This window comes from Paenibacillus rhizovicinus, assembly GCF_010365285.1.
Classification (GTDB): domain Bacteria; phylum Bacillota; class Bacilli; order Paenibacillales; family Paenibacillaceae; genus Paenibacillus_Z; species Paenibacillus_Z rhizovicinus.
The window spans coordinates 211,064-235,761 of the sequence record NZ_CP048287.1 but is presented as its reverse complement, the minus strand read 5'-3'; the positions used below and the strand labels follow the sequence as shown (position 1 = coordinate 235,761).

The following is a 24,698-nucleotide window of genomic DNA, read 5'->3' as shown; positions in this document are numbered from 1 at the left end:
TTGGATCGTCGTCGCCAGGCGAATCGTGAATTTGATTTGCGGGCTGCATGCCGCCGCGTAGATGTATGACAAGACCGGCCCATATAATTTATTCCACGCATATGCTTGACTTGGAGTTAACTCCATATGGGATAATATCGCGGTATGTATGGGCACCCATTTGAGAAAGGAATGATGATATGGAGTACGTGAAATTGGGGAATACCGGCTTGGACGTATCCAGGCTTTGTCTTGGCTGTATGAGCTTCGGCGATGTAAGCCGATGGACGCATCCATGGATTCTAGACGAGGAACACAGCCGTCCGATCATCAGGAGGGCCCTTGATCATGGCATCAATTTTTTCGATACGGCAAATGTGTATTCGACTGGTGCGAGTGAGGAAATCGTAGGCCGGGCTTTAAAGGACTACGCGAATCGGGATGAGGTTGTCATTGCAACAAAGGTTCATTTCCGCATGCAAGATGGACCTAACGGCGCAGGCCTATCTCGTAAGGCCATCTTAAGCGAAATTGATAAAAGCCTGAAGCGACTTGGAACCGACTATGTGGATCTGTACCAAATTCACCGCTGGGACTATGACACGCCCATCGAAGAAACGATGGAAGCTTTGCATGATGTCGTTAAGGCAGGGAAAGCAAGATACATAGGCGCTTCCGCGATGTTCGCTTGGCAGTTCCTCAAAGCTCTGCATGTTGCAGATCTACATGGCTGGACCCGGTTCATCTCGATGCAAAACCATTATAACCTTCAGTACCGCGAAGAAGAACGGGAGATGCTCCCGCTTTGCAAAGAAGAGAAGATCGGTGTGATTCCTTACAGCCCGCTGGCATCCGGAAGATTATTACGCGACCCAGTAGAAAGTACTGCCCGATCCGAAACCGATCAGGCGCAGAAATGGAAGTATGATGCGATGATGACGGCCGATCGGCCGATCGCGGAACGTGTTGCGTCCATCGCTGCTCTGCACGGTGTTCCTCGCGTTCAGGTCGCGCTCGCTTGGATGTTGCAGAAGGAGATCGTTACATCACCGATCATCGGCGTGACGGGTTTGTCTCAGCTTGAAGAAGCGGTACCAGCACTATCCGTCAAGCTGACTACGGAAGAAATCGCATCACTTGAAGAACCTTATGTGCCACATCCTGTCGTGGGTGCTATAAAAGCACGTTCATGACCTTGAACGATGTATAGACATGGATAAGGAGGGGAACGGCGGTATGGCGATGACGATTGCGGAAGTAAGTGAGAGATTTGGGTTATCCCAAGATACGCTTCGTTATTATGAACGCATCGGATTAATTCCGCCCGTTAACCGAAACAGAAGCGGCAACCGGGAGTATACCGAGGAGGATCTCAAATGGGTTGATTTCATTAAGTGTATGAGGCAGAGTGCAGGGCTTCCAGTCGAAGCATTGATCGAGTATGTGGCACTTTTTCAACAGGGAGACGATACGCTCGTCACCCGCAAAGAACTACTTATCGAGCAGCGTGACCGGCTTGCGGTCAAAGTCGAAGAAATGACAAACACCTTCATACGTCTCAATGATAAAATTGCTCGCTATGAACAAACGATTGTGTTGAAAGAAAAAACATTACACAAGAATGATTAATTTTCTCTGGTAAGGTTCCGTTTACATGAACGGAACCTTTTTTATATGATCTTTAAGCAACCCCCTAAGTTAGAGATATCAATATTATAATTTCAACCGCAATTCCTCTCCAACAAATCCCCTAATTGTTCTGCTAATGCTTGATGCGAAATTGGTCTTTCATTCATAAACCACCATTCCACCACCCCTACATAAGCAGAAGCCACAAATCGGATAAGCATATCCTCGTTGAGCCCCTTGTTTTTCCCTTTGGTTACGTCTATTTCATCTTTAAACTCATCAATCAAAAAATCGAGGAACCGGCTGCGAAAGTAAGGGGCTCCTTTACTTGCCAACATCATCGAGAAGAAGGGGTAGTTCTCTTCGAAATATTTGGTCCAGATGAGTGATCCGTCTGCGAAATCCAGATCAGCTGCAGCCTTGCATCGTTCCCCGAGTTCGTTTATATGCGATTCAATCAGCTTGTCGAGCAGGTCATACTTATCCAGGTAGTGAAGGTAAATCGTGCCCCGACTGACGTTGGCGCGGTCAGTCAGGTCTTGAATCGTAATGTCGTCAAAGCTCTTTTCAGCCATCAGTTCTAGTACGGCATTTTTTAAGGCATCTTGGGTTTTTTTTATTCTTCGATCGACTTTAACCATAGTGGGACACCTCGTTTAATGGATCATAGTTAGACAATTTAGCTCCCTTTGTTCATAACTTAACAAACCGAATGGATCTAACCATTGTAGGTCTATTGTATTTGCTTATAATTTTAAACATAAGTTCATTAATGTATCAAGTATCATTTTTAGGTTTCTTGACTTGGAGTTAGCTCCAGAAGATACACTACACTAGATCTCCATTTGGAAGATCGACAAATCTTAGGGATATATAAACCTGAGTAAGCACCAGTCAGATCACGATCAAACATTCATAATCGAAAGGATTGTTTATTCCATGTGTGAACTTCATCAGAGCGTAACGGTTCGTGCATTAAGTGTTCCAGGTGCGAAAGCACCCTTTGAACGAACGACCATTGAACGGAGAGAATTGCGGCCAGACGACGTCTTGATCGATATTCAATATTGCGGCATCTGCCATTCGGATATTCATAACGCGCATAATGATTTTGGCCGCGGCGTTTTTCCGATGGTACCCGGTCATGAAATTGCAGGGGTTGTCGCTGCTGTAGGCCGTGAGGTAACGAAGTTCGCTGTAGGTGATCGGGTTGGCGTCGGTTGCTTTGTTGACTCCTGCGGTGAATGTGAATTCTGCCGCAGCGGCGAGGAGCAATTTTGCCGAAAAGGCGTCGTTGTTGTATTCAACTCCATGGATTACGACGGAGAACTGACCTACGGCGGATACAGCCAAAAAATCGTGGTCAAAGACAGGTTTGTTGTCCGGATTCCGGACGGTTTGGCAATGGACGTGGCGAGCCCGCTGCTGTGTGCCGGTATAACCACTTACTCTCCATTGAAGCATTGGAACGCCGGGCCTGGAAAGAAAGTTGCCGTGCTGGGAATGGGAGGCCTGGGCCACATGGCTGTTCAGTTCGCCCATAAGATGGGGGCGGAAGTTACGGTGCTGAGTCATAGTCCGAACAAAAAGGACGAAGCCTTTGGCTTCGGCGCCAGTCAATATTATGTAACCACGGATCCAGTAACGTTTACGGAACAGGCAGGTCAATATGACCTGATTTTAAACACCGTGTCTGCCAATATCAATGTGGATGCCTTGCTCTCCATTCTAAAGGTGGACGGGGCCCTCGTTCATCTCGGTCTGCCGAACAAGCCGGAGCAGTATAATGTCTTTTCCTTATTTGCCGGGCGTCGGATCATTACGGCATCCAACGTTGGGGGTATCCGAGAAACTCAAGAGATGCTGGACTTTTCGGCGGAGAACGGGATCGCTCCTATGATCGAAGTGATCCGGGCCGACCAGGTTGACGAAGCATACGAACGCGTCTTGAACAGTGATGTGCGGTATCGGTTTGTCATCGATATGGCTACGCTGTAACCAATCCAAAGGAGGAGAACGATGAAAGTTACGGAAGCAGCCCAACGCTATCATGATAAAATGTTTCCGGGTTACGAATCCAAGTTCTTGGAGACCGATCTGGAGTTTATTGAGCGCTTCGATAATTTTGCATTTGATGAAGTCGTCAATCAGGACGATTTGGACGACCGTACGCGCATGATGGCCATATTGTCCGTATTAATCGGCTGTCAAGGGATTGATGAGTTCAGTGCAATGCTCCCGGCAGCGCTCAATTTCGGCGTAACGCCCGTGGAAGCAAAGGAAATCGTTTATCAGTCCGTACCTTATCTCGGCATTGGACGGGTATTTCCTTATCTGCATGCCGTCAATGAAATTCTGGTTTCACAAGGGATTGAACTCCCTTTGCCGAGCCAAGCAACGACAACAACGGAAAATCGTTTGGAGGCAGGGATTCTGGCGCAGGTGGACATCTTTGGAGAAAGCATGAGGGACTTTTGGCAATCAGGACCGGAAGAAAGCAGGCACATCAATCGCTGGCTGGCGGATAACTGCTTTGGGGATTACTATACCCGGAAAGGCTTGGACTACAAGCAGAGAGAGATGATTACCTTTTGCTTTCTGCTCGCCCAAGGCGGTTGTGAACCGCAGCTGACCAGCCATGCCGCCGCCAATATGCGTCTCGGGAACGATAAGTTATTTCTCATTAAGGTGATCTCGCAATGCCTTCCCTTCATTGGTTATCCGCGCAGTTTGAATGCGCTGCGGTGCGTGAATGAAGCGGCAGCGAAATCGGAATAAGGAGGACGTTACCATGAATAATCTTACTTGGCTGATCACGGGCGTAAGCAGCGGCTTTGGGTATGAACTGACCAAGCAGCTGTTGGAGAAGGGCGACAACGTCATCGGCACGGTCCGCGATAAAAGCAAGGTCAAAGATCTCATCGAGAAGCATCCGGAGACGTTCACTTGCGAAGTTCTGGACGTGACCGATGTCCCGGCCATCCATCAGCTTGTTGACCAGTCCTTTGAGAAATTCGGCCGGATCGACGTCATTGTGAGCAACGCAGGCTATGGACTTTTTGGCGCCGCCGAGGAGCTTACGGATACCCAGGTGGATCACATCATTGCAACTAATCTTACGGGATCCATTCAGCTCATTCGTTCGGCGCTGCCGCATTTGCGGGGCCAAGGCGGCGGCCGCATTATTCAGCTTTCTTCCTATGGCGGACAAGTGGCATTCCCGGGCAACTCCATGTACCATGCGACGAAGTTCGGCATTGAGGGCTTCTGCGAATCGGTAGCACAAGAGGTCGCCCCGTTTAACATCGGAGTCACCATTGTTGAGCCGGGCGGAGCCCGTACCGAGTTCCGATATGGAAGCGCACGGGTAGCGAATCTGATGCCGGAATACGAAGGTAACCCGGCACATGGGTTTTTGAGCATGCTGGACGCTTCCAACGGTCTTGCTCCAGGTGATCCTGCGCGAATGGCTGCCCGCATCATTGAAAGTGTCGACAAAGAACCAGCGCCACTGCGAATGGTGCTTGGCTCTCAAGCCTTGGCAAATACGATTTCGACGTTAAAAGCACGGATTGCCGATTACGAGAAACAGACCGAATTGGCAGCTTCTACGGACTTTCCAGCAGGGGAATAGCGACGGAATTAACGGGCTTTACGCGCGGAGCATGAATCGGGTTCAAGTTCCTAAATCTATTTATATGGGAGAGGATATCGTATGGATTACGTTAAGCTGGGGAATACAGGCATGGATGTTTCGAGGATTTGTCTTGGCTGCATGAGCTTTGGAGAAGTACAGCCAGGGGGGCATCAATGGGTACTGAATGAGGAGAGCAGCCGCACAATTATAAAAAGAGCGCTTGACCTCGGGATCAACTTCTTCGATACCGCGAACATTTATGCCGGCGGCACCAGTGAAGAGATTGTCGGACGCGCTTTAAAGGAATATGCGAATCGCGATGAGATTGTCCTAGCGACGAAGGTCTGGGGGCGTATGCATCAGGGTCCCAATAGTGCGGGGTTATCCCGGAAGGCGATTATGAGCGAAATCGATAAAAGCCTAAAGAGACTTGGGACCGACTATGTGGATCTTTACATTATCCACCGTTGGGACTATATGACGCCCATCGAAGAAACGATGGAAGCCATGCACGATGTAGTGAAGTCAGGCAAGGCCCGCTATATCGGTGCTTCCGCCATGTATGCATGGCAATTTCAAAAGGCTTTGCACGTAGCCGAGAAGAATGGCTGGACGCGTTTTGTTTCCATGCAAAATCATCTGAATCTCATCTACCGCGAAGAAGAGAGAGAGATGATGCCGCTATGTAAGGACCAAAAAATCGCGGTAACGCCTTACAGCCCGCTTGCATCGGGTAGATTGATCCGCGATTGGTCGGAAACCACGCCTCGATTCGAAACCGATGTTGTTCAAAAAGCTAAGTACGATGCGACGGCTGATAAAGACCGGTTGATCGTTGAACGAGTGGCGGAAGTGGCTGACAAGCGAAGCGTTCCCCGCAGTCATATTGCCCTTGCCTGGGTGCTGCAGAAGGAGCAGGTAGCGGCTCCAATCGTAGGTGTAACGAAAATGAAGCAGCTTGAGGAGTCAGTGGGTGCTCTATCCGTAAAACTAACCTCGGAGGAAATTTCATTCCTGGAAGAGCCGTATGTTCCGCATCCAATAGTGGGAGCTCAGTAATAGGGGAAATCGTTTACGGACAGGCAAGATCCGCCAGGGCTTGAGCAAGATATCTCACCCGGATTGAAAGGGGGGCGCAATATGAATGAGGACAAGCAAAAGATCCTCGCGGTTTTTCAACAAATTGATGCTGCTATGATAAACAAAGATACGGAATCATTGGCTCGCATACTGGATGATGATTATGTACTCGTACACATGACAGGGTATCATCAACGTAAGGCAGAATGGCTTAACCAAATAGAAAATGAACAAATGAAATATTTTAAAACTATGCCTCAGACCACAACCATCACCATAGACGGCAATACCGCCGTTCTCCTGTGCGACACCAAAATTGATGCCAGAATTAATGGATTTAGAAGCACTTGGCCTATGAAGATAGAGATGCATTTTGAAAAACGGGGATATGATTGGATTCCAATACATTCGGTTGCCAGTAGTAACTAATTCTTTGAAGGAAAAGAACGTGGCATATCATGCATGTATTTTGGCGTGTAGCGCCAGTTACTGTGGGTTAGGATTTATGTAGGATAGTAATGTCAGGTTGTTCAACGCTGAACGGAGTAAGCACTTGATCCTCCTTCGGATAGAGGGACTCCAACGTTGAACGAGCACTTTAATAGAAATCACACTGGAGGTACTGCTATGCAGCACGTAATCTTAAATAATGGCGTGGAGATGCCGATTCTAGGCTTTGGCGTGTACCAAATTCCGGACGGTCAGCAATGTGAGCAAAGCGTCTATGACGCGCTTCTAACGGGCTATCGGTTGATCGATACTGCAGCTGCATACCGGAATGAGGAAGCGGTTGGCCGTGCCATAAAGCGGAGCGGAGTGGCGAGAGAGGAGCTTTTTGTAACAACCAAGCTTTGGATTCAAGACACCGGGTATGAACGGACAAAGAAAGCATTTGAAAACTCCCTGGCCAATCTGCAACTGGATTATCTGGATTTGTACTTGATTCATCAGCCGTTCGGCGATGTGTATGGTTCTTGGCGAGCAATGGAAGAGCTTTATCGAGAAGGAAAGATCAGAGCCATCGGCGTCAGCAATTTTCAGCTAGACCGCCTAACCGATCTGATTATTCATAATGAAGTGACACCGGCCGTCAACCAGGTTGAAACCCATCCGTTCTGCCAGCAAATTGAGGGTGCCCAATTCATGCTGGAGAACAAGGTACAGATTGAATCCTGGGGTCCATTTGCGGAAGGGCGCAATAATCTTTTCCAAAATGAAGTGCTGCTCTCCATCGCCGGGAAGTACAACAAATCCGTTGCTCAGGTTGTGCTCCGCTGGTTGATACAAAGAGGGGTAGTGGCTATCCCCAAGTCCGTTCATAAAGAGCGGATTATCGAGAACTTCAACATCTTCGACTTTTCTTTAAGTCAAGAGGATATGGATAAGATCCAAACGCTGGATTCGAACAAAAGCTTGTTCCTGTCCCATAACGACCCGGAGATTGTGAAATCCCTAAGCAGCTATAAATTTTGATTCTTAACCAAAAGAAACTGTCGGCGCTTCCGCCAGTTTCTTTTTCAAGTCAAGCTCGCCCAACATATAAAATCGCTCGGTTTGAAATCATAAGCGTCAGCATCAATTTGGCATGTCAGGCTAGAACCTTGGCGTGTATCGCTAGTCAAATAAGAGTCTCAAAGGGGTAAAATGATTGTCGTTGAGCTGAATAACACTTGGAGCGAGGATGGCTAAGCAACACGTAAACAAGATTACACAAGGAGGAAATAGAATGACTCATACAAATGAGCAGGAATCACAATCCCGACTATATGACAGAATCGTTGAACTCGAACACGTAAGAGCCTTAAGAGAGCTTGTAGACACGTTTTCAATACTGGCTGATCAGAAAGATACGCAAAAGCAGACCACGCTTTTCACCGCGGACGCAACCGTTGACTCTATTGTTGACGGTAATGTGGTCTCAAGCTTGCGGGGAACGGACGAAATCGGAACTGCATTTGAAAGCTTCTTGAAAAATTTCGATATCGTTTATCATTTCAATGGCCAGCACAACGTGTCGATCAGCGGAAATACAGCCAAAGGGACGCTTTATTGCCTGGTTGACCTTATTGCTACAGTGGACGGCAAGAAGATCAACAACAAGAGCGGCGTACACTATGAGGACGAGTATGTTTTTGAAGATGGACATTGGTTAATCGCAAAGCGAACCTCGACCTTTGCATGGCAAGACCGTCAGGAAATCAATACATGAGAAGTCGCCGGTGAATGAAGCTGTCTTTAGAGTTGACGGCTTCATTCATTTTTATCCTATCGCTTACGGAAAGGAGGAAACGAAGCATGACGACTCATTCACTTGACCGAATTAAAGTACCGAAAGGATTTTGGCTTGGTCTGCGTCACCTCGACATAACGCCCCAAGATGTGGTTCGTAAAGCTGATCTCCCGCTTACCATCGTGAACGACCAAGCGATCGTAAGTACTGCGCAATACTTTGCGCTTTGGCAGGCTTTCTCCGAACTGCTACCGGATCCTGCAGCAGGAATCGTTCAACTCTCAAGCAGCTTCGAGACATCCCAGCTGCCGCCGAGCGTAATGGCACCGTATCATGCGCGTGACTACCGGGATGCACTAAGTCGTATGGCTCGATACAAACAGTTGTGTTCGCCCGAGCGCATTCATATGGCCGAACAAGGTGAGTTCTGTACGGTCGAGCTGGTATGGCTCTATTCCGAGCATCCTGAACCACCCATGCTCATCGGCGTAACTTTAGCCTCGCTTATGGAACTGGGGCGCCGCGGAACAGGGAAGGCATTGATGGCACACGCGGTTGAACTGTCCCGCCCTGAAGGAAATGTTCAGGCATTGGAAGCATTCTTCGGCTGTCGTGTCCGGGTGGGATCGGAACGGACCAGATTGATCCTTAAGCGAACTGATCTTGATCGTCCATTTATCACGTACAACGAAGAACTGCTTGCCATACTCACGCCTGTGCTTGACCGGTCCCTTGAAGAAAAGCAGCGCACCATTTCTACAACAGAAACGGTGAAATGGATCATGAAGCAAAGTCTGGCCGCAGGACGTCCCGATATTGGGCTCATTGCCAGTGAGCTTGGGATGAGCGACCGTACCTTGCAGCGCCGGCTGACCGACGAGGGCACGAACTTTAAACAATTGTTGTCAGATGCGCGGCGCGAAAAAGCATTGGAGTACCTCTCAGATCCGCTGCTTGATCTGAAGGAAGTGGCCTTCTTGCTGGGCTACGAAGACCAGAATTCATTTTTTCGGGCTTTCCGGCATTGGGAAGGCGATACGCCCTCTAACTGGCGAGCCGAACAATTTGGGTTTACCGAGTCCAGCGAAGATGCTTCACGTGCACCGAAACTTCATTAAGGAATCGCATCGATCTATAACGTCTGCAAGGACGATAATCGAAGGAGGATTGGTTGTGAACAAGGTGCTGATTTTAGGCGCTAACGGGAGTATCGCTCGCCATGCCATTGAACGCTTTTTAAATGACACGGATGTAGAGTTGACTCTTTATTTGCGGAACGCAGGTCGACTTGAGAAGATGGACGGCAGCCGCGTCCGTGTTGTGGAAGGCGATGTACTGGATAAGGAAACACTGAAACATGCGATGGAAGGTCAGGATGTGGTATATGCCAATCTGGACGGTGACTTGGAAAGAATGGCGCGTACCATTGTGGAGACGATGAATGAAACGGGCGTCATGCGGCTTATTTTCATCAGTTCTATGGGCATTTACGGGGAAGTTCCAGGACAGATGTATAGTCCCATTCTGGATCCTTATCGAAAGTCAGCGGAGATCATAGAAGCTTCTGACCTTACTTACACGATCATAAGGCCGGGATGGTTTACAAACAAAAACGAAGTGGAATACAACACCACGCATAAAGGAGAACCCTTCAAAGGGAGGGAAGTTTCCCGCAAAAGCGTTGCCGACTTCATCGTGAAATTGGCGACTACGCCTGGACTTGAAGTCCAGAGCAGCGTGGGGATCAGTAATTCAAAATAAGGAGTTAGAGATAAGGATGGAGAAGACGAAACCATACAACACACGGGCGATTATGTTTTCACTGCTCATGTGCAGCTTCATCGGCATGTTCAGCGAAACATCGCTCAATATCGCCCTTAGCAACTTGATGCATGTATTTCAGATATCGGCGGCAACCGCACAATGGCTGACGACCGTATACTTGCTGGTTCTTGGTATCTTAATGCCGATGAGCGGTTTACTGCTCCAACGTTTTACGACGAAACAGCTGTTCACCGCATCGCTGATCAGCTTGATCGTAGGGACATTTGCTGCTGCCATTTCCGTCAACTTTGAAATGCTGCTGGCGGCCCGCGTGCTGCAGGCATTCGGTATGGGGCTGCTTCTACCGCTTATGTTTCATACCATCCTTCTCATCTATCCCACGGAGAGAAGAGGAGCGGCAATGGGACTTGTCGGGCTGGTGATTATGTGCGCGCCAACCACGGGGCCTACGATCGCGGGAATTTTGATTCAATATTTGTCGTGGCATTATATTTTCTGGCTGTCTCTTCCGTTTCTGATCATCGGTTTGTTCGTGGGGCTTAAAAACCTGGAGAATATTACGGAGGTTTCGAAGCCGCGGTTTGATCTGGCTTCAATCATCATGTCGACCATCGGATTCGGGGGCATCGTCTACGGCTTCAGTAAGGCCGGGGAAGATACGGGAGGCTGGACGCATCCGGCTGTAATCGCATCCGTCGCCGTCGGTCTTGTTGCTCTGGTGTTATTCATCGTCAGGCAGATCCGGATGCGCGATCCCCTCTTGAACATGGGAGTATTCAAGCATCCCATGTACGTCATGAGCGTGGTGATGGTTGTATCGAGCATGCTGATGGCCATGTCTCTGGCGATTATTCTGCCACTATTTCTGCAGAATGGCAAAGGACTCACTACGTTAACCACGGGACTTATGCTGTTGCCCGGCAGCTTGCTGAATGGGATTCTATCGAATCGCATGGGCCAATTGTTCGATAAATTCGGTCCAAGACGGCTGGTGATCCCTGGATTAGTCATTGCCGCCGTTACTCTATGGTTCTTCACGAACATATCATTAGCTTCTACTGTGGCCTTTATTATCACACTGCACATGGTCATGATGATCGGCTTGGCGATGATTTGGGTTCCCGCACAAACAAATGGCCTCAATCAATTGCCGCCGCACTTGTATGCCCATGGCACCGCGGTCATGAATACCGTGCAGCAAGTTACGGGTGCCATTGCGACAGCTGTCTCCATCAGTATTCTTTCAAGCGGCACGGAGCGCTACCTACGACATTCAACTGCTCCTTCGCAGCCTGCTGAAATCGCAAACGCTATGGCCACGGGGTCTGAACACGTATTCTGGTTCACGTTGATCGTAGCGGTGGTTGGCCTTGTGGTTTCGCTCTTTATCCGGCGAGTCGTTATCAATCATGCGGTAGAAGCAAAGCCAACTCATTGATTTTATTCTTGAGGGGAGATAAAACATGGTAAACACAAGCGAACAAGTCTGGATGATTACGGGTGCCAATAAAGGCATTGGTGCGGCAATCGCGAAGGAAGCCTTGGCTCAGGGGTTCAAAGTCGTTGCCGCAGCCAGAAATACGGAGGGAATGGAAGCAGCCCTCGGCACCTCTCCGAATCTGATCATCACGAAGCTGGATATCACCAATGAAGAGCAAGTGCATGCTTCTGTTCAAGCGGCTCAAGAGAAATTCGGGTGTATCGACGTACTTGTCAACAACGCCGGATATGGTCAACTCGGTTACTTTGAGGAAATTACAGAAGAGCAACTCCGACAACAAATGGAAACCAATGTTTTCGGGACAATGAGACTGACCCGAACTGTGCTTCCGGTCATGCGCAAGCAAGGTTCGGGAACCGTCATGGTGTTCAGCTCCATGATGGGGCTGATGTCGATTCCGGGGGGGGCGGTATACAGTGCCTCCAAGTTCGCATTGGAAGGGTGGGCCGAGGGACTGAAGGCCGAGTTGCAGCATTTCGGCATTAAGGTCATGCTCGTGGAACCCGGCCCATTCCGCACGGACTTTACCAATAAACAGACGTCGGCCAAATTTTCCGAACTCCAAATCGACGACTATTCGGCCCAGAGAGATTCGATGCATGACTTCTACTTTGCAGGTGAACAATTCGGTGATCCAGATAAGCTCGCAAAGGCACTCATGAGGGTCGCAGATGATACGAATCCGCCTTTCCGCTGGCTAGCGGGCAAAGGCATGGTAGATGCTGTCATTCAGCATTATCAGCAGCGTCTGACCGAGTACGAATCCTGGCGCGAAGTGTCTGATAATACGAATTTTGATTGAGCTTTCATTCGCAAACATAAGGAGGAATCGGCATGCAAAAGGTCACTTTAAATAATGGGGTGGAGATGCCCGTTCTGGGCTTTGGCGTCTTTCAGATTCCGGACGCGGAGGAATGCGAGCAATGTGCTGTCGATGCCATTACTGCAGGCTATCGACTGATCGATACGGCGGCTTCTTATCAAAATGAAGTCGCGGTTGGCAATGCCGTTAAACGCAGCGGCGTACCCAGAGACGAGCTGTTCATTACGACGAAGCTTTGGATCCAAGATAGCGGTTATGAGCAAACGAAAAGGGCATTGGAAAAATCGCTTGCCAAACTGCAGCTCGATTATTTGGATTTGTATCTGATCCATCAACCCATAGGAGACGTTTATGGCTCTTGGCGGGCGATGGAAGAGATGTACCGCGAAGGCAAGATCAGAGCCATTGGCGTCAGCAACTTCACGGCCGATCGCCTCGTCGATCTGATCATTCATAATGACGTAACTCCTGCTGTAAACCAGGTAGAAGTTCATCCTTTTTACCAGCAGCATGAATACGCTAAATTCATGAGAGAGCATCATGTTCAAATGGAGTCCTGGGGACCATTAGTGCAAGGAAAGCACAATGTCTTTCAGAACGATGTATTGCAGTCCATCGCAGAAAGGCATCAAAAAACGGTTGCTCAAGTGATTTTGCGATGGATGACGCAAAGGGGAGTTGTGGCGATTCCGAAATCGGTTCGCAAAGAAAGAATCATTGAAAATATCAGTATTTTCGACTTTGAGTTAACGCAAGAGGAATTTGAGAAGATTGCAACGTTGGATACGAATCAAAGTCTGTATCCACAGGCTAATCGACCGGAAACCATTCAATGGCTTGCTGACCGTAAGCTAGATCTTTAAGGTTTCTAATTTTAACTCGCAATAATTGCGGCAAACATACCAGTCTAGGGTTGGGGAATCACGGATTCCCTGACCTGTTTTTTTCATGCTAATGTATATTCAATTCATGAGATGGAACAGTAATTCAAGTATGTTCACGTCGCATTTTTAAGCACGTTCATGTCGCTACTGGACAAGAACATTTATCCATTAACGACCACGTAGATCGCGGTTTTTTATTTTAAGAACATATGTTAGAGCACAGATTATTCCCGGTGTTTGGCGGAAAATTAAAGTAAAGAGGAGGAACCAAAAGTGGCAAAACATGAAGAAGTTAAAAACGGCGTCATTTTCCCGGTGGGGGAGAAAAATGAAGCCTTTGCGCAATACTTTGTGGGACAAAGCTATTTGAAAACGCTGGTTGCTGATCAGAACGTTAATGTAGGCGTCGGAAACGTGACCTTTGAACCGGGTTGCCGTAACAACTGGCATATCCATCGAAACGGTTTTCAGCTCCTTTTGGTAACAGGCGGCGAAGGCTGGTATCAGGAAGAGGGCAAGCCTGCTCAGTTTCTAAAGGCCGGCGATGTAGTTGTTACACATGATGGGGTAAAGCACTGGCACGGCGCCTCAAAAGACAGCTGGTTCGAGCATATTGCTATTACGGCGGGTAGGCCGGAATGGCTCGAGCCTGTATCAGACGAAGAATATAACAAACTTTAAGTGATAAATGCCAAGTAACGGCAGCCATTCAGGCTGCCATTACTATTGGCTGAGATTAATCCATAAACTCAATGCGATCGTATACGGCTCGTCTGCAACTTCCAGGCAATCGGCATAAACGTTTATGCAGTTTTAATGTATATCTTATTCATAAGATAGAACAGTAATTCAAGTAAGTTCATGTCGCAAAGAGGAATTCAAGTAAGTTCATGTCGCATATTCAAGTAAGTTCATGTCGCTACACAAATGCAGTCATATCAAGTGATTAGAGCGATTTAGTGACATATGTATAAAATCCGAATTTAGTGAATATGTGTAAATTTACTGATTCTAAACATAAAAAACCAAGTATAGATGTCTAGCGTGTGGTAGAAAGCGTCCCTTAAGCATATGGGGCTTTTGGTTTTAAGAGCTCTCGGTGTTACCTGGTGATATGCAGGGCAGTCATCTGCGTTAAAGCGTTAAAGTATTTTTCTTATTGTATTTGTCCCATCCGCACGATTCGTATGTCCACATGGACATCATAGGAAGCTGACTTATACATGTCATGCCATTTATCGCTCGTCAAGTTCGAGTGATACACCCGACTGCGGAAAAATTCTCCGAATCCGATTGGGTCCGAATCTAAGGAGATTAATTTTTTTAACAAAATTTGTATCTGTTTTTCTGATTCATCATCCAATTTCTTTTGCAGGGTTTGAATGACACCAACTTGTCTGAAATCAAGTTGCGCGGAACTTTCCGTAAGCACTCCTTTCATTTTAATATTAACCTGAAATTTAAGTGGGTTTTGGCTAATCAGCTTTTTAGTGCAAGAGCTAGCTATGTTCTCAATCACGATTCGAACGGTCTTTTCTTTGACGTTCTTAGCGATGTCTCCCAATTGATTCGTAGCTAACGATAACTCTATGCTTCCTGATTTATATCTATCCCGAATTGTCTTAAGAAAGAAAGCTTCCCTTGGTCCAACCGTGCCCACTAATTTATCACCATTGAACAGAGCCACATTTTTCAGTTCTACAGAATCACCTTTTCTTTGTAGAAGCGGCACCATAGGGTCTGCCGTCGAATATAAGGCTGAGAGAAATTCATGAAGTGTACCCGAAATCATCTGTTCTCCCAATATATTCTGTTGGATGTCATCTACAATAAACGAACCTACATCCGAAAATTGCGTGTATTTATGCGTTAATAAATCTTCTGCACTTTCTTTACTGACTGCCATATAAATCGTACTCGCAACGGACGCATCTCGAAATAAAGTATCAACCAACGTTGAAAGACCTGACTGTGCAAGTTTATAGTCATAAATGACAACTCGCATCTGACCGGCGACAACTTTTTTATGCGATTGGCGATTCGCCGCAACACGCGCTCCTTTACTGGTCAAGGACTCCGAAGTGATTGTCAAGATGGTGGATTTGGAACTTGGGTCTATCTGATGGAGCACATACGTGCCTTTTATTTTATTGCCATCCACTTTATCATATCCTGATGCAATCACCATTCCTAATTTCTCCAGCACATTTGCTTTCAAATGTAATGTGAAAGGCAGACTTAATACTAACACTACAAGGAAGATAAGATTGAATCTTTTCAAGGTATCACCTCTGTGTGGCTTCTTTTCTTTTGCTTCCAAGAATGAAAATTAACAATGACAAAGAGAACCACTGGATACACATAAACGATATAGACAGCCAACTTAGAAAAAAGATTATTTATCCGATTTATCTGTATTCGGGATTCAATCAAAGAGCAAGCGATGCAAGCAACTCCTATAAATACATACAACCAGTATTTTTGTTTCCATGCAAAAGTACGTTTGAGTCCTCTCGTTGCCGCCCAACTGTACATGAGCAGATTTGGCACAATGACGAGAAGCCACAAACTGACGCCAATATACTCAAACCTTTCCAGAAACGAAAATTTGATAATTTTCAGCATGGTAAAAGTAGCCCAGTCCGTCTTCAAGAGTTCACCGCCGCTGTAAAAGACAATAGTAACAAACATAACTACCGTGTACACGAAGGTGACACTCATTAAGCCAATTTGTGAATATCGCTGGACTTTGGACTTATCTTTGGCATACGCATATATGAAATAGAGAATTTCAAACCCTGCCATTGTAAAGGACATCGACAAGACCCCTTTACTCAGATGGCTCATATCCGTTTCCAGTATCGGCAATATCCCTGTCCAGTCCGCATATTTCAAAGGAAAGTATAGCAAGAAGATAAGCCATATCGTAATAGTTACAAATATGAAACATGCTCCGACAATCGTTCGTAAGCCGCCTGTTACCCCGTAAAACACGATACTTGCAATCAATAAAGTAAGTACCCATGTTGGGGCATTAGGGAATAACCAGACCTGTATCATTTCGATATAATTACGCATTACAATGATGGTTGCAAATAAGAAATAAACCGTGTAGATCAGATTTGCGACATTTCCAAGAAATTTCCCATAAACCACTAAATGAATGTCATAAAGGTCTTTATTTTCGAATTTCGCCAACGTTTTAATCATCATCCAGACCACGAGTTGAGTGATGATACCTGTAATCAGAACAGTTATCCAAGCATCATGACCGGCTAATTGGTACACAACTCTTTGATAGCCGGGAAGCCCTACTCCCACCTGAGCGTCATGGATAATAAATATGAGAAGAAAGCTACTGTACATATACGTTTGTCGTGTTTTACTCATCAATATCCGAGCTTCCCTTCGGATTATTCTCCTCTGTATTGGCGAATACAGATCGTTTCGGTGCCGAACTGAATGGCATCCGAACGAGTCCATCCCGTTTGTTTTTATTTTCGATTGTATAAGGAGGATAGAAATAGGGTTGTCCCACACTGGACTGCCGAAGCAAATGCAAAATTAAAAAAGCAATGCTCATAGTAATGCCTAATCCCCCTATGATACCTGCGGAAATAATAATCGAGAATCGAATAATTCGAATCGTATTAGACATGGCAAATACGGGTGTAGTGAACGAGGATAGAGCGCTTAATGCAACGATGATGATTAAAATATTGCTGGTGAATCCGGCTTGTACCGCCGCCTGTCCAATGACAATACCGCCAACAATCCCCATCGTTTGACCTACTTTGGACGGTAGCCTTGCCCCTGCTTCACCTAATAGCTGAATGATGGTTTCCAGCATCAACGCTTCAATAAGCGGGGGAAATGGAACTCTCGCACGGGATTGAGCAAGCGGAACCAGAAATGCCTGTGGGATTGTTTCATAATGAAAAGTAAGTGCCGCGACATAGACTGCTGTTGCAAAGAGTGAAATCATAATACCAAGAACTCGCAATCCGCGTAGAAATAAACCTACAGTCCACCTGTAATAATAATCTTCAATGGATTTAAAAAAATCTAAAAACGTAGTTGGGCATATGATTACATTTGGACTGCCGCTAACCACAATAACAACCTTTCCCTCCAACAAGGGGAATATTGCCCGATCTACCCTTTCTGTCGTAATCGTTTGAGGAAAAGCTGAGTTGGGGTTATCCTCCATCCATTGCGCTAGAACCGTTGCATCCAATAGCGATTCCAAATCCAAGGCTTGTATGGTGTTAAGGATATGTGTAACCATTTCTAAGTCGGCTCGATTTCTCAAATAGACGACACGAATATTGTTTTGGGTATTTTCACCCATATTTATTGCTATTTCGCTTAAATCAGGATTAGGCAAATATTGATGAATCAGCGCTAAATTGGTTTCCAAATTTTCCGTAAAAGCGATTTGCGGACCTAAAATTTGACTCTCATTTTCTGGCTTCGTCAGCGCCCGTTCTCTTTGTTTGGCTGTATTAACCAGAATGCCATACTTATAGCCGCTAATATGGATATACGTCCAGCCTTGCAAAATATATTGTTGCATGTGATTCCAATTATCATCCAACAGCAATTGTCCAATTGGAAGCAAATCCACCAGCTTCTCAGGTGAAAGCAGTTCTTCTATTTCAATTAATCGATTGAGGATTTCTTTATTAAGAAGCTCCGAATCCACTAAATTGCTTAGATAATAAACCCCAAATGTCACCTTATTGGTTAATTCTCTACTTACAAAATCAGGAAGCATACGAAATGTTTCTTGCAACTGTATGTTCATTTGAGCCATTTCAGTTGCAAAGGTAAATGACGAAGATTCCGTCGCGTTTGGCTTGTTGAACTTTGGTTTGGATTTGAACAACATATTTTTTATAAAAAACATGATCGTAGCCACCATTATCCTGACATCTCTATAGTGTGACTAACATGCCCATTATCGATGTAGATTATGCAAATGTCCCCAGCATCATAGTATAACTTCCCAATCCCTTGGGAACGTAGGCGGCGCACCAAGAACGTATGACAACTTTGGAAGCCGGGCCAAGTCGTCGGCTGGGTCGGCAGCTCCGGGTACGGGCGTCCGGGCACGCAGGGCAAATTCCCGCCTCACCTGCATTACGGCATCTACCGCGACCGCGGGCTTGTGGAGTGGTCTGTTTCGATCTCATCTACAGTCCACCAATGGCTTGCTGCTATTAAACCAATAGCTACGCCAAAGTGTTCAACAAGATCACTATCTTCCAATAAACGATATGACTTCCCTTTGCCATCCTCCCATGAAACAAATGGGAGCTGCTCTGCTTTTTGTGCATGTAATTGTCTTAATCTTATAGAGAGTGCTTCTAACCGTATTTCACTTGATGGGTTAGTTATTGAATCTTTATTTGGAACACTACCAGTCTGTTTTGTAATTAATAAAGAAACTAAGTCTTTCCATTCATTTTCGTTATATAACGACTCGATTCCCTCGACATATGCTGCTGCAGCCATTCCAAGGTTGTACCAGTATGGCTCCACCAAGAAATGCTTCCGCAAGATGTCTCGTGCACAATCGGAATGAGCCGATCACCAGCAAGGAGTGCCGAAAGTTCTTTATCAGCGATGCCCTCTGCTGGAAGGCGGCGTAGCATCGCTGGGGTCGCTGGGGTCTCCAGCACAATCCCAACTCGCGAGTTCGCCAAGCCCTTGTCGATGGCGCGAAGCAACGGCACGCCGAGGCCAACGTCCTAAATTCTGTAGCCAACGTCCTGGCACCGTTACTATCTGAAATAAAGACAGTTGAACAGAAATCGGAGCTTGATGAAATTACTGAAATTGTAAGGTCGAAAATTGGTGCAGTTAGTCAACCAGCACATACAAAGCTTGCCGAACTTATGGGAAAGCATGGAATAGTTCGTCTAGCTGTCTCAGCGATGCGAAGTGTAGAAGAATTTAAACCGGTCGATCAAAGCATGATGATGGTCGAACTTATTGAAAAACATGTTGGTGTACAACTCCCAAAATTCGTTTTTCATATCTCCGATCATGCCCAGCAACGCTGGACAGAACGTGGTAATGGCACGGATCTATTAACAAGAATTAAATCAACCCCCCTTCTATTTGAAGACGAGATCAACAAACGTCGTGTTTATGGTGACGGGCAATTTATCTTCCCATGCAGCATAAATGAATCAGGTGAAAATATCGTAAAAACTGTCACAGAATATGGTGGTTCATGACTTACGGCCGACGGGTCCCATACGCAAACGAAGGGCTGCCAATCGAGAAGATTGGCAGCCTGTTTCGTTCTGAGCTTGATCTATCCTTCAGCCTTATAAATGTCTTAACTACTCTTCAAATTATTTAGAATTCAATGGAACCTCTAAGATTAATTCTGCTTTAGTATTCTTTACATTTCCGAGATCTTTTGAAACGGGATACTTAATCATCTTGGCTTCAGGATAAGGATTCAAGAAGCTCAGAACCTTTTCGGTTTCATCGAATTTAGGATTAATCCAGTCCGCTGCTTCGGTGCCAGTTAAAATGACTGGCATCCGATCGTGCACCGTGGCCACGAGATCATTCGGGGTGGTTGTGATAATCGTGGATGTTTGGATTTCATCTCCTGATGCTGGATCGCGCCAGGTATCGTACAAACCTGCGAACCCGTAAACCCCTCTCGAAGCCAATTGGAATCGATATGGTTGCTTACCATCTGCCTCCTGTTTCCATTCTAGAAAACCATCGCTCACGATAAGAATCCTTCCGAACGCGCGTTAATCGTCTTGTAAGCGATTTTGGCATCCTTGGCCCAGAAAGGGACCAACCCCCATCGAAATCCTTCGAGAACCCGCTTCCCGTCGCGCTCAATGATACATGGGATCGTTTGGGTCGGAGCCACGTTTACACGTTTTGTGTATTCGTAATTAACTTCATCAATGGAAAAGGTTTTAACAATCTCATCCAATTCAGCCGTAATCGTAAATCTCCCGCACATATCGCATCCCTCCTAAACTATATTTACCCCGGAAGGTGCTATTCAGTCAACCTCGTGACTAATCGAAGCGGGATTAAGAGTAATCATTTGGATTTCACTCTCTATCAAGCACACCGAGCCAATTGAAACCTTGTGAGATAAGCATGTATTATTTACCTCAATCCACAAATGCCTTTGAGGTTTATAATGGGATTGGGTGATGAAAATGTTCGTATCTCCAATGCTATTGCAATATGCGGCTGGCAATGAGCCTTTTGACAAGGAAAACCACATCGCGGAACTAAAACTAGACGGCATCCGTCTCCTCGTATCTACGATGGATGGATTGCGGCTATATACGCGGCATGAAAACGACGTTACACATAAATTTCCGGAACTGCATAATTCTCCACTGCCTGCGGGCACGATACTAGATGGCGAGCTCATCGTTACCGATCAACATGGCAAACCAGACTTCGAAGCAATGATGAGCCGCTTCCAATCGCGCAGCAGCCGAGTACAGGCTACCTTCTGTGCCTTTGACATTCTTCGTTACAAAGGGATAGATGTCACGGGATTGCTGCTTTCCAGGCGCAAGGAACTGCTCTTTGAAGCGTTCACGGAAACAGAACGCTATACGAAAGTCATGCCGGCGAAGGGCAGCGCGGTCCAGTATTTCGCAGCAGCCAGTGCGCTTAGCCTTGAAGGGGTCGTGATTAAGGACCTCCGGTCACGGTATGCAGTCGGCACTCGCTCGTGGTCCTGGCAAAAAGTCATTAACTGGACGCGGGCTGAAGTGTTCATCACGGGGGCGCGCCGCGGTCAGCTAGGTTGGCTAACGTCGATTGAAGAAAATGGTCGCATGCGACCGGCTGGCATAATTGAATTTGGGATTAACGACGAACACAAGCGTGCGCTACGGAGCGTTCAGCACAAGCTCATTTATAAGGAAGACAAGTTCGCCGCTCACTTCAGGCCAATCATCCGCGCGCGGGTAAAAACACGAAACTGGACGAAGAACGGCATGCTGCGGTCACCAGTGTTCGAAGAGTTCATCTTATAGCAATTATTCCTGGGGGCGTCCAATATCGGCGGTCCTTTTTTGCATGACTCTCCCTCCTGGGAATGCCATTTACCCACTCCGTCTTCGGCGAATGTGCATAGATTATTCCTAATGCATGAAACCGCGGAGGATGAAATAGATGAAAAAAAGTGATAAGCCGAAAGCAACGCTTGTGAGGAAAAGAACAAAGAAAAATGAAGGATTTGCAAAACAACAAATTGATTCGAATATTAACGAACTCGAATGGTTAGATGAAAAACGTCCCGATCATAAGCGCAAGCCTAGGTATTAATTTCCCTCTTGCGTGACGAACGTATATTCGGGTTATAATAAGATCATACGTTCGTGTGGAGGGGTTTGGATGTCGCTTGAAAAATACGTAGGTTGCATGGTAAGGATCGTATACGTTGATCGCGAGAACAAAATGACGCAACGGCTGATCGAAGTGAGGTCGGTTGTTGACGGCCGTATCCGGGCTTACTGCTTAAAATCCCGTGGGCCGCGGATGTTCACTATTGAGAATGTCCTTGCATTTGAGCCGGTGCAAAGCTATGCAGGTTAATCAATGTATCATCTCAATAGAAGAACGAGATATCATTAGGGAGAACATCATCTTAAAGATGATGCAAGAACGGATTGAACACAACCTAAAGAAGATTAAGACTTCAAAAGACCTGCTCAGCCCAACCTATATCACCGCAACGTATCGCTTACTGGATCTCATTCTTTCCGACATAGCATTAATCAATGAGCGTCTCAACGAAGCTAGTATCGAATGGCTGGATGGGGAACACTCAGAATTATTTGTACGGTATCGCATTGTTTGCCGCGGCCTTGAGGAATCAGTTGCGATAAAGCGGGATGTCGCCGAGAAACAGCTATCAATTAAGTTCGAGGAGTATTTTATTCGATTCATGGGGTCGGTTAAAAAGCGAGTTGCAATTTCAGGAATACAACATGTTAGTGCGGCTCGTCGCTTGTAAAGGACTCTGTGATTGGTGAACCACTTGTATTGCATGAGAACCACTTAATAAAGGATGTATGATGTATGCAGGGATTTGATCCACTGATTTCGTTAAAAACACATGTTGCTCTTTTGAGCTTGTATGAAGAAGCGAAAAATTTCGTGGAAGATAAGAAAGGGTTAACTTCCGCTATCGGCAAAATTGTGGGTCAGGCCATCGTCACGGAGTTGGACGAATCTAAAAAGAAAATGCGAGAAAATAAAATGTGGATCGACGAAAATCCGTTGTTTGGCAAACGATATCGCTATTCCTTGAACGGACGGAAATTCGAATGCGATGTTTCAGAAGCTGACTTAACGTTTTATCAGAGCCTCGTACAGCAAACAATTGAAACGAAAATCAGTTCACTTCCCTGAGAGTCGAAAATCAAAGGCTCGATCCGGAATATCGTCCATAAAAAACACCATGCCCCTATAAGCCGGGGGCATCGGCATTTTGAGACCAACAAAACTCATCATTTTTCTACTGGGAGCGGGACGCTGATCGTGAGGCGCTCCATCGTTGCCGTATTATCGGAAGGAAGGCTCTTGCCCATCTGCAGGCGCGACTCAATTTCCATTTGTAGCAGATCGGCAGCATTGACGCGTACTTCTTCTAAAGAATCGCCCTGGACGCCAAGGCGAAGTGCTGGAATATATCCGATAAAATCACCCTGAATCTTGTCTTCCTCGATCAAAAGTTGAAAGCTCATTTCAGTTGTTTGTTGGTTCATAATTGACTCCTCCTAGAATCGTTTGTGTAAGGACTGCACGGGCAGCCTAGTTGGAGAACTGAAGCTTTTGCTTCAGAACCCCTCAAGAACGTCCGTACATCCTATATCGCAGTAAGCAGAAGCTTCTCTATAAGATTTGATTCAGTTTTGAATTCCATGACACGCCGGAGATCGCCTGTACGTGCGTTTAGTACATAGAGCTGGTCATCATCCAAATGTTTCTTTCCGGAGAGGACTTTCATGCCTCCGATCCATTCGCGCTGAAATTCAAGAACTGCATTCAAGTCCTTAAGCGGCATCAGGTGTGTTCCGCAATCGTAGACGTACCAGGCGTAAATGCCGGGTTGTTGGTCGATTGTGTTTCGATCGGCTACCTCAAAGTCAGATCTGAATTTGGGGTGAGCGACGACTTCTTCGACTATCGCACGCATCTTTGAAATTAGCGCCTCTGGCGCTTTACGGGCGGATGATTCTTTGAAAATTGACGACATGGAATTACCTCCTCGGAATGATTACCTATTGGATGGCTTTATTAGAAGAACGTGTACTGATCCTCTTTAATAAAGGCGCTGAGCGTGTGTGGGATGCCATCCTTGCTTTTCATCGTGTGGCCGAGCTCTTGCTCCATTTGCTTCAGATACGCCCAATCATCGGGAAAGAGCTGCGATGTGCGGCTCATTTCGGCAGACGTATTGAAAATGCAGAATTTGCACGAGCAGCGTGTCACCCATTCATAACAGGGATGGAGATCGATATCATTATCTGCGCAAAGCTGTCTGACCTCAGTTTTGAGCATGTCCTTGATCGGCTTCAGCCAATGTACAATCCGGCTCTTTTTACCGGTTGCATTTGCAGAATGAATCTTAAAGACTGGCTTCTCGGCTCGCGATTTCGATTCCTCGGATCGCTCTCCGGTCAGCAGCAGGATTTTAATGTTATCGAATTGTCTAACCCATTTCGCATATACGTCCCGCTTCAAGTACGATGTGCAAAAGCGGCAAGTGGACGATGGAAACATACCGCGTTCACGGATCCGTTCTTCCAGGCCCAATTCATCCCAGATTACAATCAAGGGAAGATCGAGTTTCTTGCTCATGTACTCCAGATAACCATCCGTTTGTGGCCAATCAAAGAGTTGACGCTTGCCCGAATTGGGATCACCATCGACTCGCATGTGCACGAGCTTGATTTTCTCCTTCGGAATTCGATAGCCATGAAGAGCGACAAGCACTCTCGCAACGCTATCAGCTCCTCCGGATACATTCACATGCACCTCATCGTACTCCTCGAGCTGCAGCATCTCGGAAGGTAAATCTTGAAGCGCAAATGCTTCTGCTCCGCGTTTCAGTTTCATCGCATTAATCATGG

Annotated in this window: 28 protein-coding genes and 3 pseudogenes; 21 read left to right on the top strand and 10 right to left on the bottom strand. The window is 46.4% G+C overall.

Going from position 1 to position 24,698, the window contains the following annotated elements; translation table 11 throughout:
* Nucleotides 1-179 precede the first annotated feature (179 nt).
* Nucleotides 180-1,172, top strand: a complete 993-nt coding sequence (locus GZH47_RS32490) for an aldo/keto reductase (protein WP_162645738.1) — start codon at nt 180-182, stop codon at nt 1,170-1,172.
* Nucleotides 1,173-1,221: 49 nt separating this feature from the next.
* Nucleotides 1,222-1,608 (top strand): MerR family transcriptional regulator, encoded by a 387-nt coding sequence (locus GZH47_RS32485; RefSeq protein WP_162645758.1) that lies wholly within the window; start codon nt 1,222-1,224, stop codon nt 1,606-1,608.
* 92 nt (nt 1,609-1,700) lie between these two features.
* Here the strand turns inward: GZH47_RS32485 and GZH47_RS32480 are convergent, their stop codons facing one another.
* A complete protein-coding gene (locus tag GZH47_RS32480) occupies nt 1,701-2,249 on the bottom strand; it encodes a TetR/AcrR family transcriptional regulator (RefSeq protein WP_162644991.1) in 549 nt (182 codons plus the stop codon).
* A 298-nt stretch (nt 2,250-2,547) separates the two neighbouring features.
* Between GZH47_RS32480 and GZH47_RS32475 the strand changes: the two genes are divergently transcribed.
* The 13 genes from GZH47_RS32475 (at nt 2,548) to GZH47_RS32415 (ending at nt 14,229) form a co-directional block, all read left to right on the top strand.
* Nucleotides 2,548-3,606 carry an NAD(P)-dependent alcohol dehydrogenase gene (locus GZH47_RS32475; RefSeq protein ID WP_162644990.1) on the top strand — a complete coding sequence of 353 codons (1,059 nt, stop codon included), beginning with the start codon at nt 2,548-2,550 and terminating at the stop codon, nt 3,604-3,606.
* Between the two features lie 21 nt (nt 3,607-3,627).
* Nucleotides 3,628-4,386, top strand: coding sequence for a carboxymuconolactone decarboxylase family protein (locus GZH47_RS32470; protein WP_162644989.1), 759 nt, complete (start codon nt 3,628-3,630; stop codon nt 4,384-4,386).
* Between the two features lie 13 nt (nt 4,387-4,399).
* On the top strand, nt 4,400-5,242 hold the full coding sequence (locus GZH47_RS32465; protein ID WP_162644988.1) for an SDR family oxidoreductase: 843 nt from the start codon (nt 4,400-4,402) through the stop codon (nt 5,240-5,242).
* An 81-nt stretch (nt 5,243-5,323) separates the two neighbouring features.
* Nucleotides 5,324-6,304: an aldo/keto reductase gene (locus tag GZH47_RS32460; protein ID WP_162644987.1), complete on the top strand. Its 981-nt coding sequence runs from the start codon at nt 5,324-5,326 to the stop codon at nt 6,302-6,304.
* Between the two features lie 81 nt (nt 6,305-6,385).
* Nucleotides 6,386-6,754, top strand: coding sequence for a nuclear transport factor 2 family protein (locus GZH47_RS32455; protein WP_162644986.1), 369 nt, complete (start codon nt 6,386-6,388; stop codon nt 6,752-6,754).
* Nucleotides 6,755-6,952: 198 nt separating this feature from the next.
* Nucleotides 6,953-7,798, top strand: a complete 846-nt coding sequence (locus GZH47_RS32450) for an aldo/keto reductase (protein ID WP_162645737.1) — start codon at nt 6,953-6,955, stop codon at nt 7,796-7,798.
* A gap of 253 nt (nt 7,799-8,051) precedes the next feature.
* The gene (locus GZH47_RS32445; RefSeq protein WP_162644985.1) at nt 8,052-8,534 is read left to right on the top strand and encodes a nuclear transport factor 2 family protein; all 483 of its coding nucleotides are present in this window, start codon (nt 8,052-8,054) and stop codon (nt 8,532-8,534) included.
* 86 nt (nt 8,535-8,620) lie between these two features.
* Nucleotides 8,621-9,673, top strand: a complete 1,053-nt coding sequence (locus GZH47_RS32440; protein WP_162645736.1) for an AraC family transcriptional regulator — start codon at nt 8,621-8,623, stop codon at nt 9,671-9,673.
* Nucleotides 9,674-9,728: 55 nt separating this feature from the next.
* The gene (locus GZH47_RS32435) at nt 9,729-10,316 is read left to right on the top strand and encodes an NAD(P)H-binding protein (RefSeq protein ID WP_162645735.1); all 588 of its coding nucleotides are present in this window, start codon (nt 9,729-9,731) and stop codon (nt 10,314-10,316) included.
* Nucleotides 10,317-10,332: 16 nt separating this feature from the next.
* Entirely contained in the window at nt 10,333-11,778 is a 1,446-nt protein-coding gene (locus GZH47_RS32430; RefSeq protein ID WP_162644984.1) for an MDR family MFS transporter, read from the top strand.
* A 25-nt stretch (nt 11,779-11,803) separates the two neighbouring features.
* Nucleotides 11,804-12,643, top strand: coding sequence for an SDR family oxidoreductase (locus GZH47_RS32425; RefSeq protein WP_162644983.1), 840 nt, complete (start codon nt 11,804-11,806; stop codon nt 12,641-12,643).
* Between the two features lie 32 nt (nt 12,644-12,675).
* A complete protein-coding gene (locus GZH47_RS32420; RefSeq protein ID WP_162644982.1) occupies nt 12,676-13,527 on the top strand; it encodes an aldo/keto reductase in 852 nt (283 codons plus the stop codon).
* Nucleotides 13,528-13,821: 294 nt separating this feature from the next.
* Entirely contained in the window at nt 13,822-14,229 is a 408-nt protein-coding gene (locus GZH47_RS32415) for a cupin domain-containing protein (protein ID WP_162644981.1), read from the top strand.
* 475 nt (nt 14,230-14,704) lie between these two features.
* Here the strand turns inward: GZH47_RS32415 and GZH47_RS32410 are convergent, their stop codons facing one another.
* Genes GZH47_RS32410 through GZH47_RS32400 form a run of 3 tightly spaced genes read right to left on the bottom strand, consistent with a single transcriptional unit; the run spans nt 14,705 to nt 18,457 of the window.
* The gene (locus GZH47_RS32410) at nt 14,705-15,829 is read right to left on the bottom strand and encodes a Ger(x)C family spore germination protein (protein WP_162645734.1); all 1,125 of its coding nucleotides are present in this window, start codon (nt 15,827-15,829) and stop codon (nt 14,705-14,707) included.
* A complete protein-coding gene (locus GZH47_RS32405; protein ID WP_162645733.1) occupies nt 15,826-16,938 on the bottom strand; it encodes a GerAB/ArcD/ProY family transporter in 1,113 nt (370 codons plus the stop codon). Before GZH47_RS32405 ends, GZH47_RS32410 begins: the two co-directional genes overlap by 4 nt.
* A complete protein-coding gene (locus GZH47_RS32400) occupies nt 16,931-18,457 on the bottom strand; it encodes a spore germination protein (protein ID WP_162645732.1) in 1,527 nt (508 codons plus the stop codon). The genes GZH47_RS32405 and GZH47_RS32400 overlap by 8 nt, the downstream gene beginning before the upstream one ends.
* Before the next feature lie 150 nt (nt 18,458-18,607).
* Here GZH47_RS32400 and GZH47_RS33940 point away from each other — a divergent pair.
* Nucleotides 18,608-18,760 (top strand): annotated as a pseudogene (locus tag GZH47_RS33940) (peptidase M23); the annotation flags it as partial.
* Here GZH47_RS33940 and GZH47_RS32395 read toward each other — a convergent pair.
* A complete protein-coding gene (locus GZH47_RS32395; RefSeq protein ID WP_450091453.1) occupies nt 18,700-19,065 on the bottom strand; it encodes an HD domain-containing protein in 366 nt (121 codons plus the stop codon). The pseudogene GZH47_RS33940 and the gene GZH47_RS32395 sit on opposite strands and share 61 nt — an antisense overlap.
* A gap of 44 nt (nt 19,066-19,109) precedes the next feature.
* Nucleotides 19,110-19,301: pseudogene (locus GZH47_RS34325) on the bottom strand (toll/interleukin-1 receptor domain-containing protein); the annotation flags it as partial.
* A 147-nt stretch (nt 19,302-19,448) separates the two neighbouring features.
* Between GZH47_RS34325 and GZH47_RS32390 the strand changes: the two are divergent.
* A complete protein-coding gene (locus GZH47_RS32390) occupies nt 19,449-19,793 on the top strand; it encodes a hypothetical protein (RefSeq protein WP_162645730.1) in 345 nt (114 codons plus the stop codon).
* A gap of 120 nt (nt 19,794-19,913) precedes the next feature.
* On the opposite strand, the pseudogene GZH47_RS32385 reads toward GZH47_RS32390, so the two are convergent.
* Nucleotides 19,914-20,551 (bottom strand): annotated as a pseudogene (locus GZH47_RS32385) (SOS response-associated peptidase).
* A 199-nt stretch (nt 20,552-20,750) separates the two neighbouring features.
* On the opposite strand from GZH47_RS32385, the gene GZH47_RS32380 reads away from it, so the two are divergent.
* The 4 genes from GZH47_RS32380 to GZH47_RS32365 all read left to right on the top strand — a co-directional run bounded on the left by GZH47_RS32380 (nt 20,751) and on the right by GZH47_RS32365 (nt 22,974).
* Nucleotides 20,751-21,593, top strand: a complete 843-nt coding sequence (locus tag GZH47_RS32380) for an ATP-dependent DNA ligase (protein ID WP_225446627.1) — start codon at nt 20,751-20,753, stop codon at nt 21,591-21,593.
* Nucleotides 21,594-21,732: 139 nt separating this feature from the next.
* Nucleotides 21,733-21,885 carry a hypothetical protein gene (locus GZH47_RS32375; RefSeq protein WP_162645729.1) on the top strand — a complete coding sequence of 51 codons (153 nt, stop codon included), beginning with the start codon at nt 21,733-21,735 and terminating at the stop codon, nt 21,883-21,885.
* A gap of 259 nt (nt 21,886-22,144) precedes the next feature.
* Nucleotides 22,145-22,576 (top strand): YhjD family protein, encoded by a 432-nt coding sequence (locus GZH47_RS32370; RefSeq protein ID WP_162645728.1) that lies wholly within the window; start codon nt 22,145-22,147, stop codon nt 22,574-22,576.
* Nucleotides 22,577-22,641: 65 nt separating this feature from the next.
* Complete coding sequence (locus GZH47_RS32365; protein WP_162645727.1) at nt 22,642-22,974, top strand: hypothetical protein; 333 nt, start codon at nt 22,642-22,644, stop codon at nt 22,972-22,974.
* Nucleotides 22,975-23,072: 98 nt separating this feature from the next.
* Here GZH47_RS32365 and GZH47_RS32360 read toward each other — a convergent pair whose 3' ends face one another.
* The 3 genes from GZH47_RS32360 to GZH47_RS32350 form a co-directional block, all read right to left on the bottom strand.
* Nucleotides 23,073-23,330: a type II toxin-antitoxin system HicB family antitoxin gene (locus GZH47_RS32360; protein WP_162645726.1), complete on the bottom strand. Its 258-nt coding sequence runs from the start codon at nt 23,328-23,330 to the stop codon at nt 23,073-23,075.
* A gap of 101 nt (nt 23,331-23,431) precedes the next feature.
* Nucleotides 23,432-23,821, bottom strand: coding sequence for a hypothetical protein (locus GZH47_RS32355; protein ID WP_162645725.1), 390 nt, complete (start codon nt 23,819-23,821; stop codon nt 23,432-23,434).
* Nucleotides 23,822-23,862: 41 nt separating this feature from the next.
* Nucleotides 23,863-24,696: a phosphoadenosine phosphosulfate reductase domain-containing protein gene (locus GZH47_RS32350; protein ID WP_162645724.1), complete on the bottom strand. Its 834-nt coding sequence runs from the start codon at nt 24,694-24,696 to the stop codon at nt 23,863-23,865.
* Between the last annotated feature and the right edge of the window lie 2 nt (nt 24,697-24,698).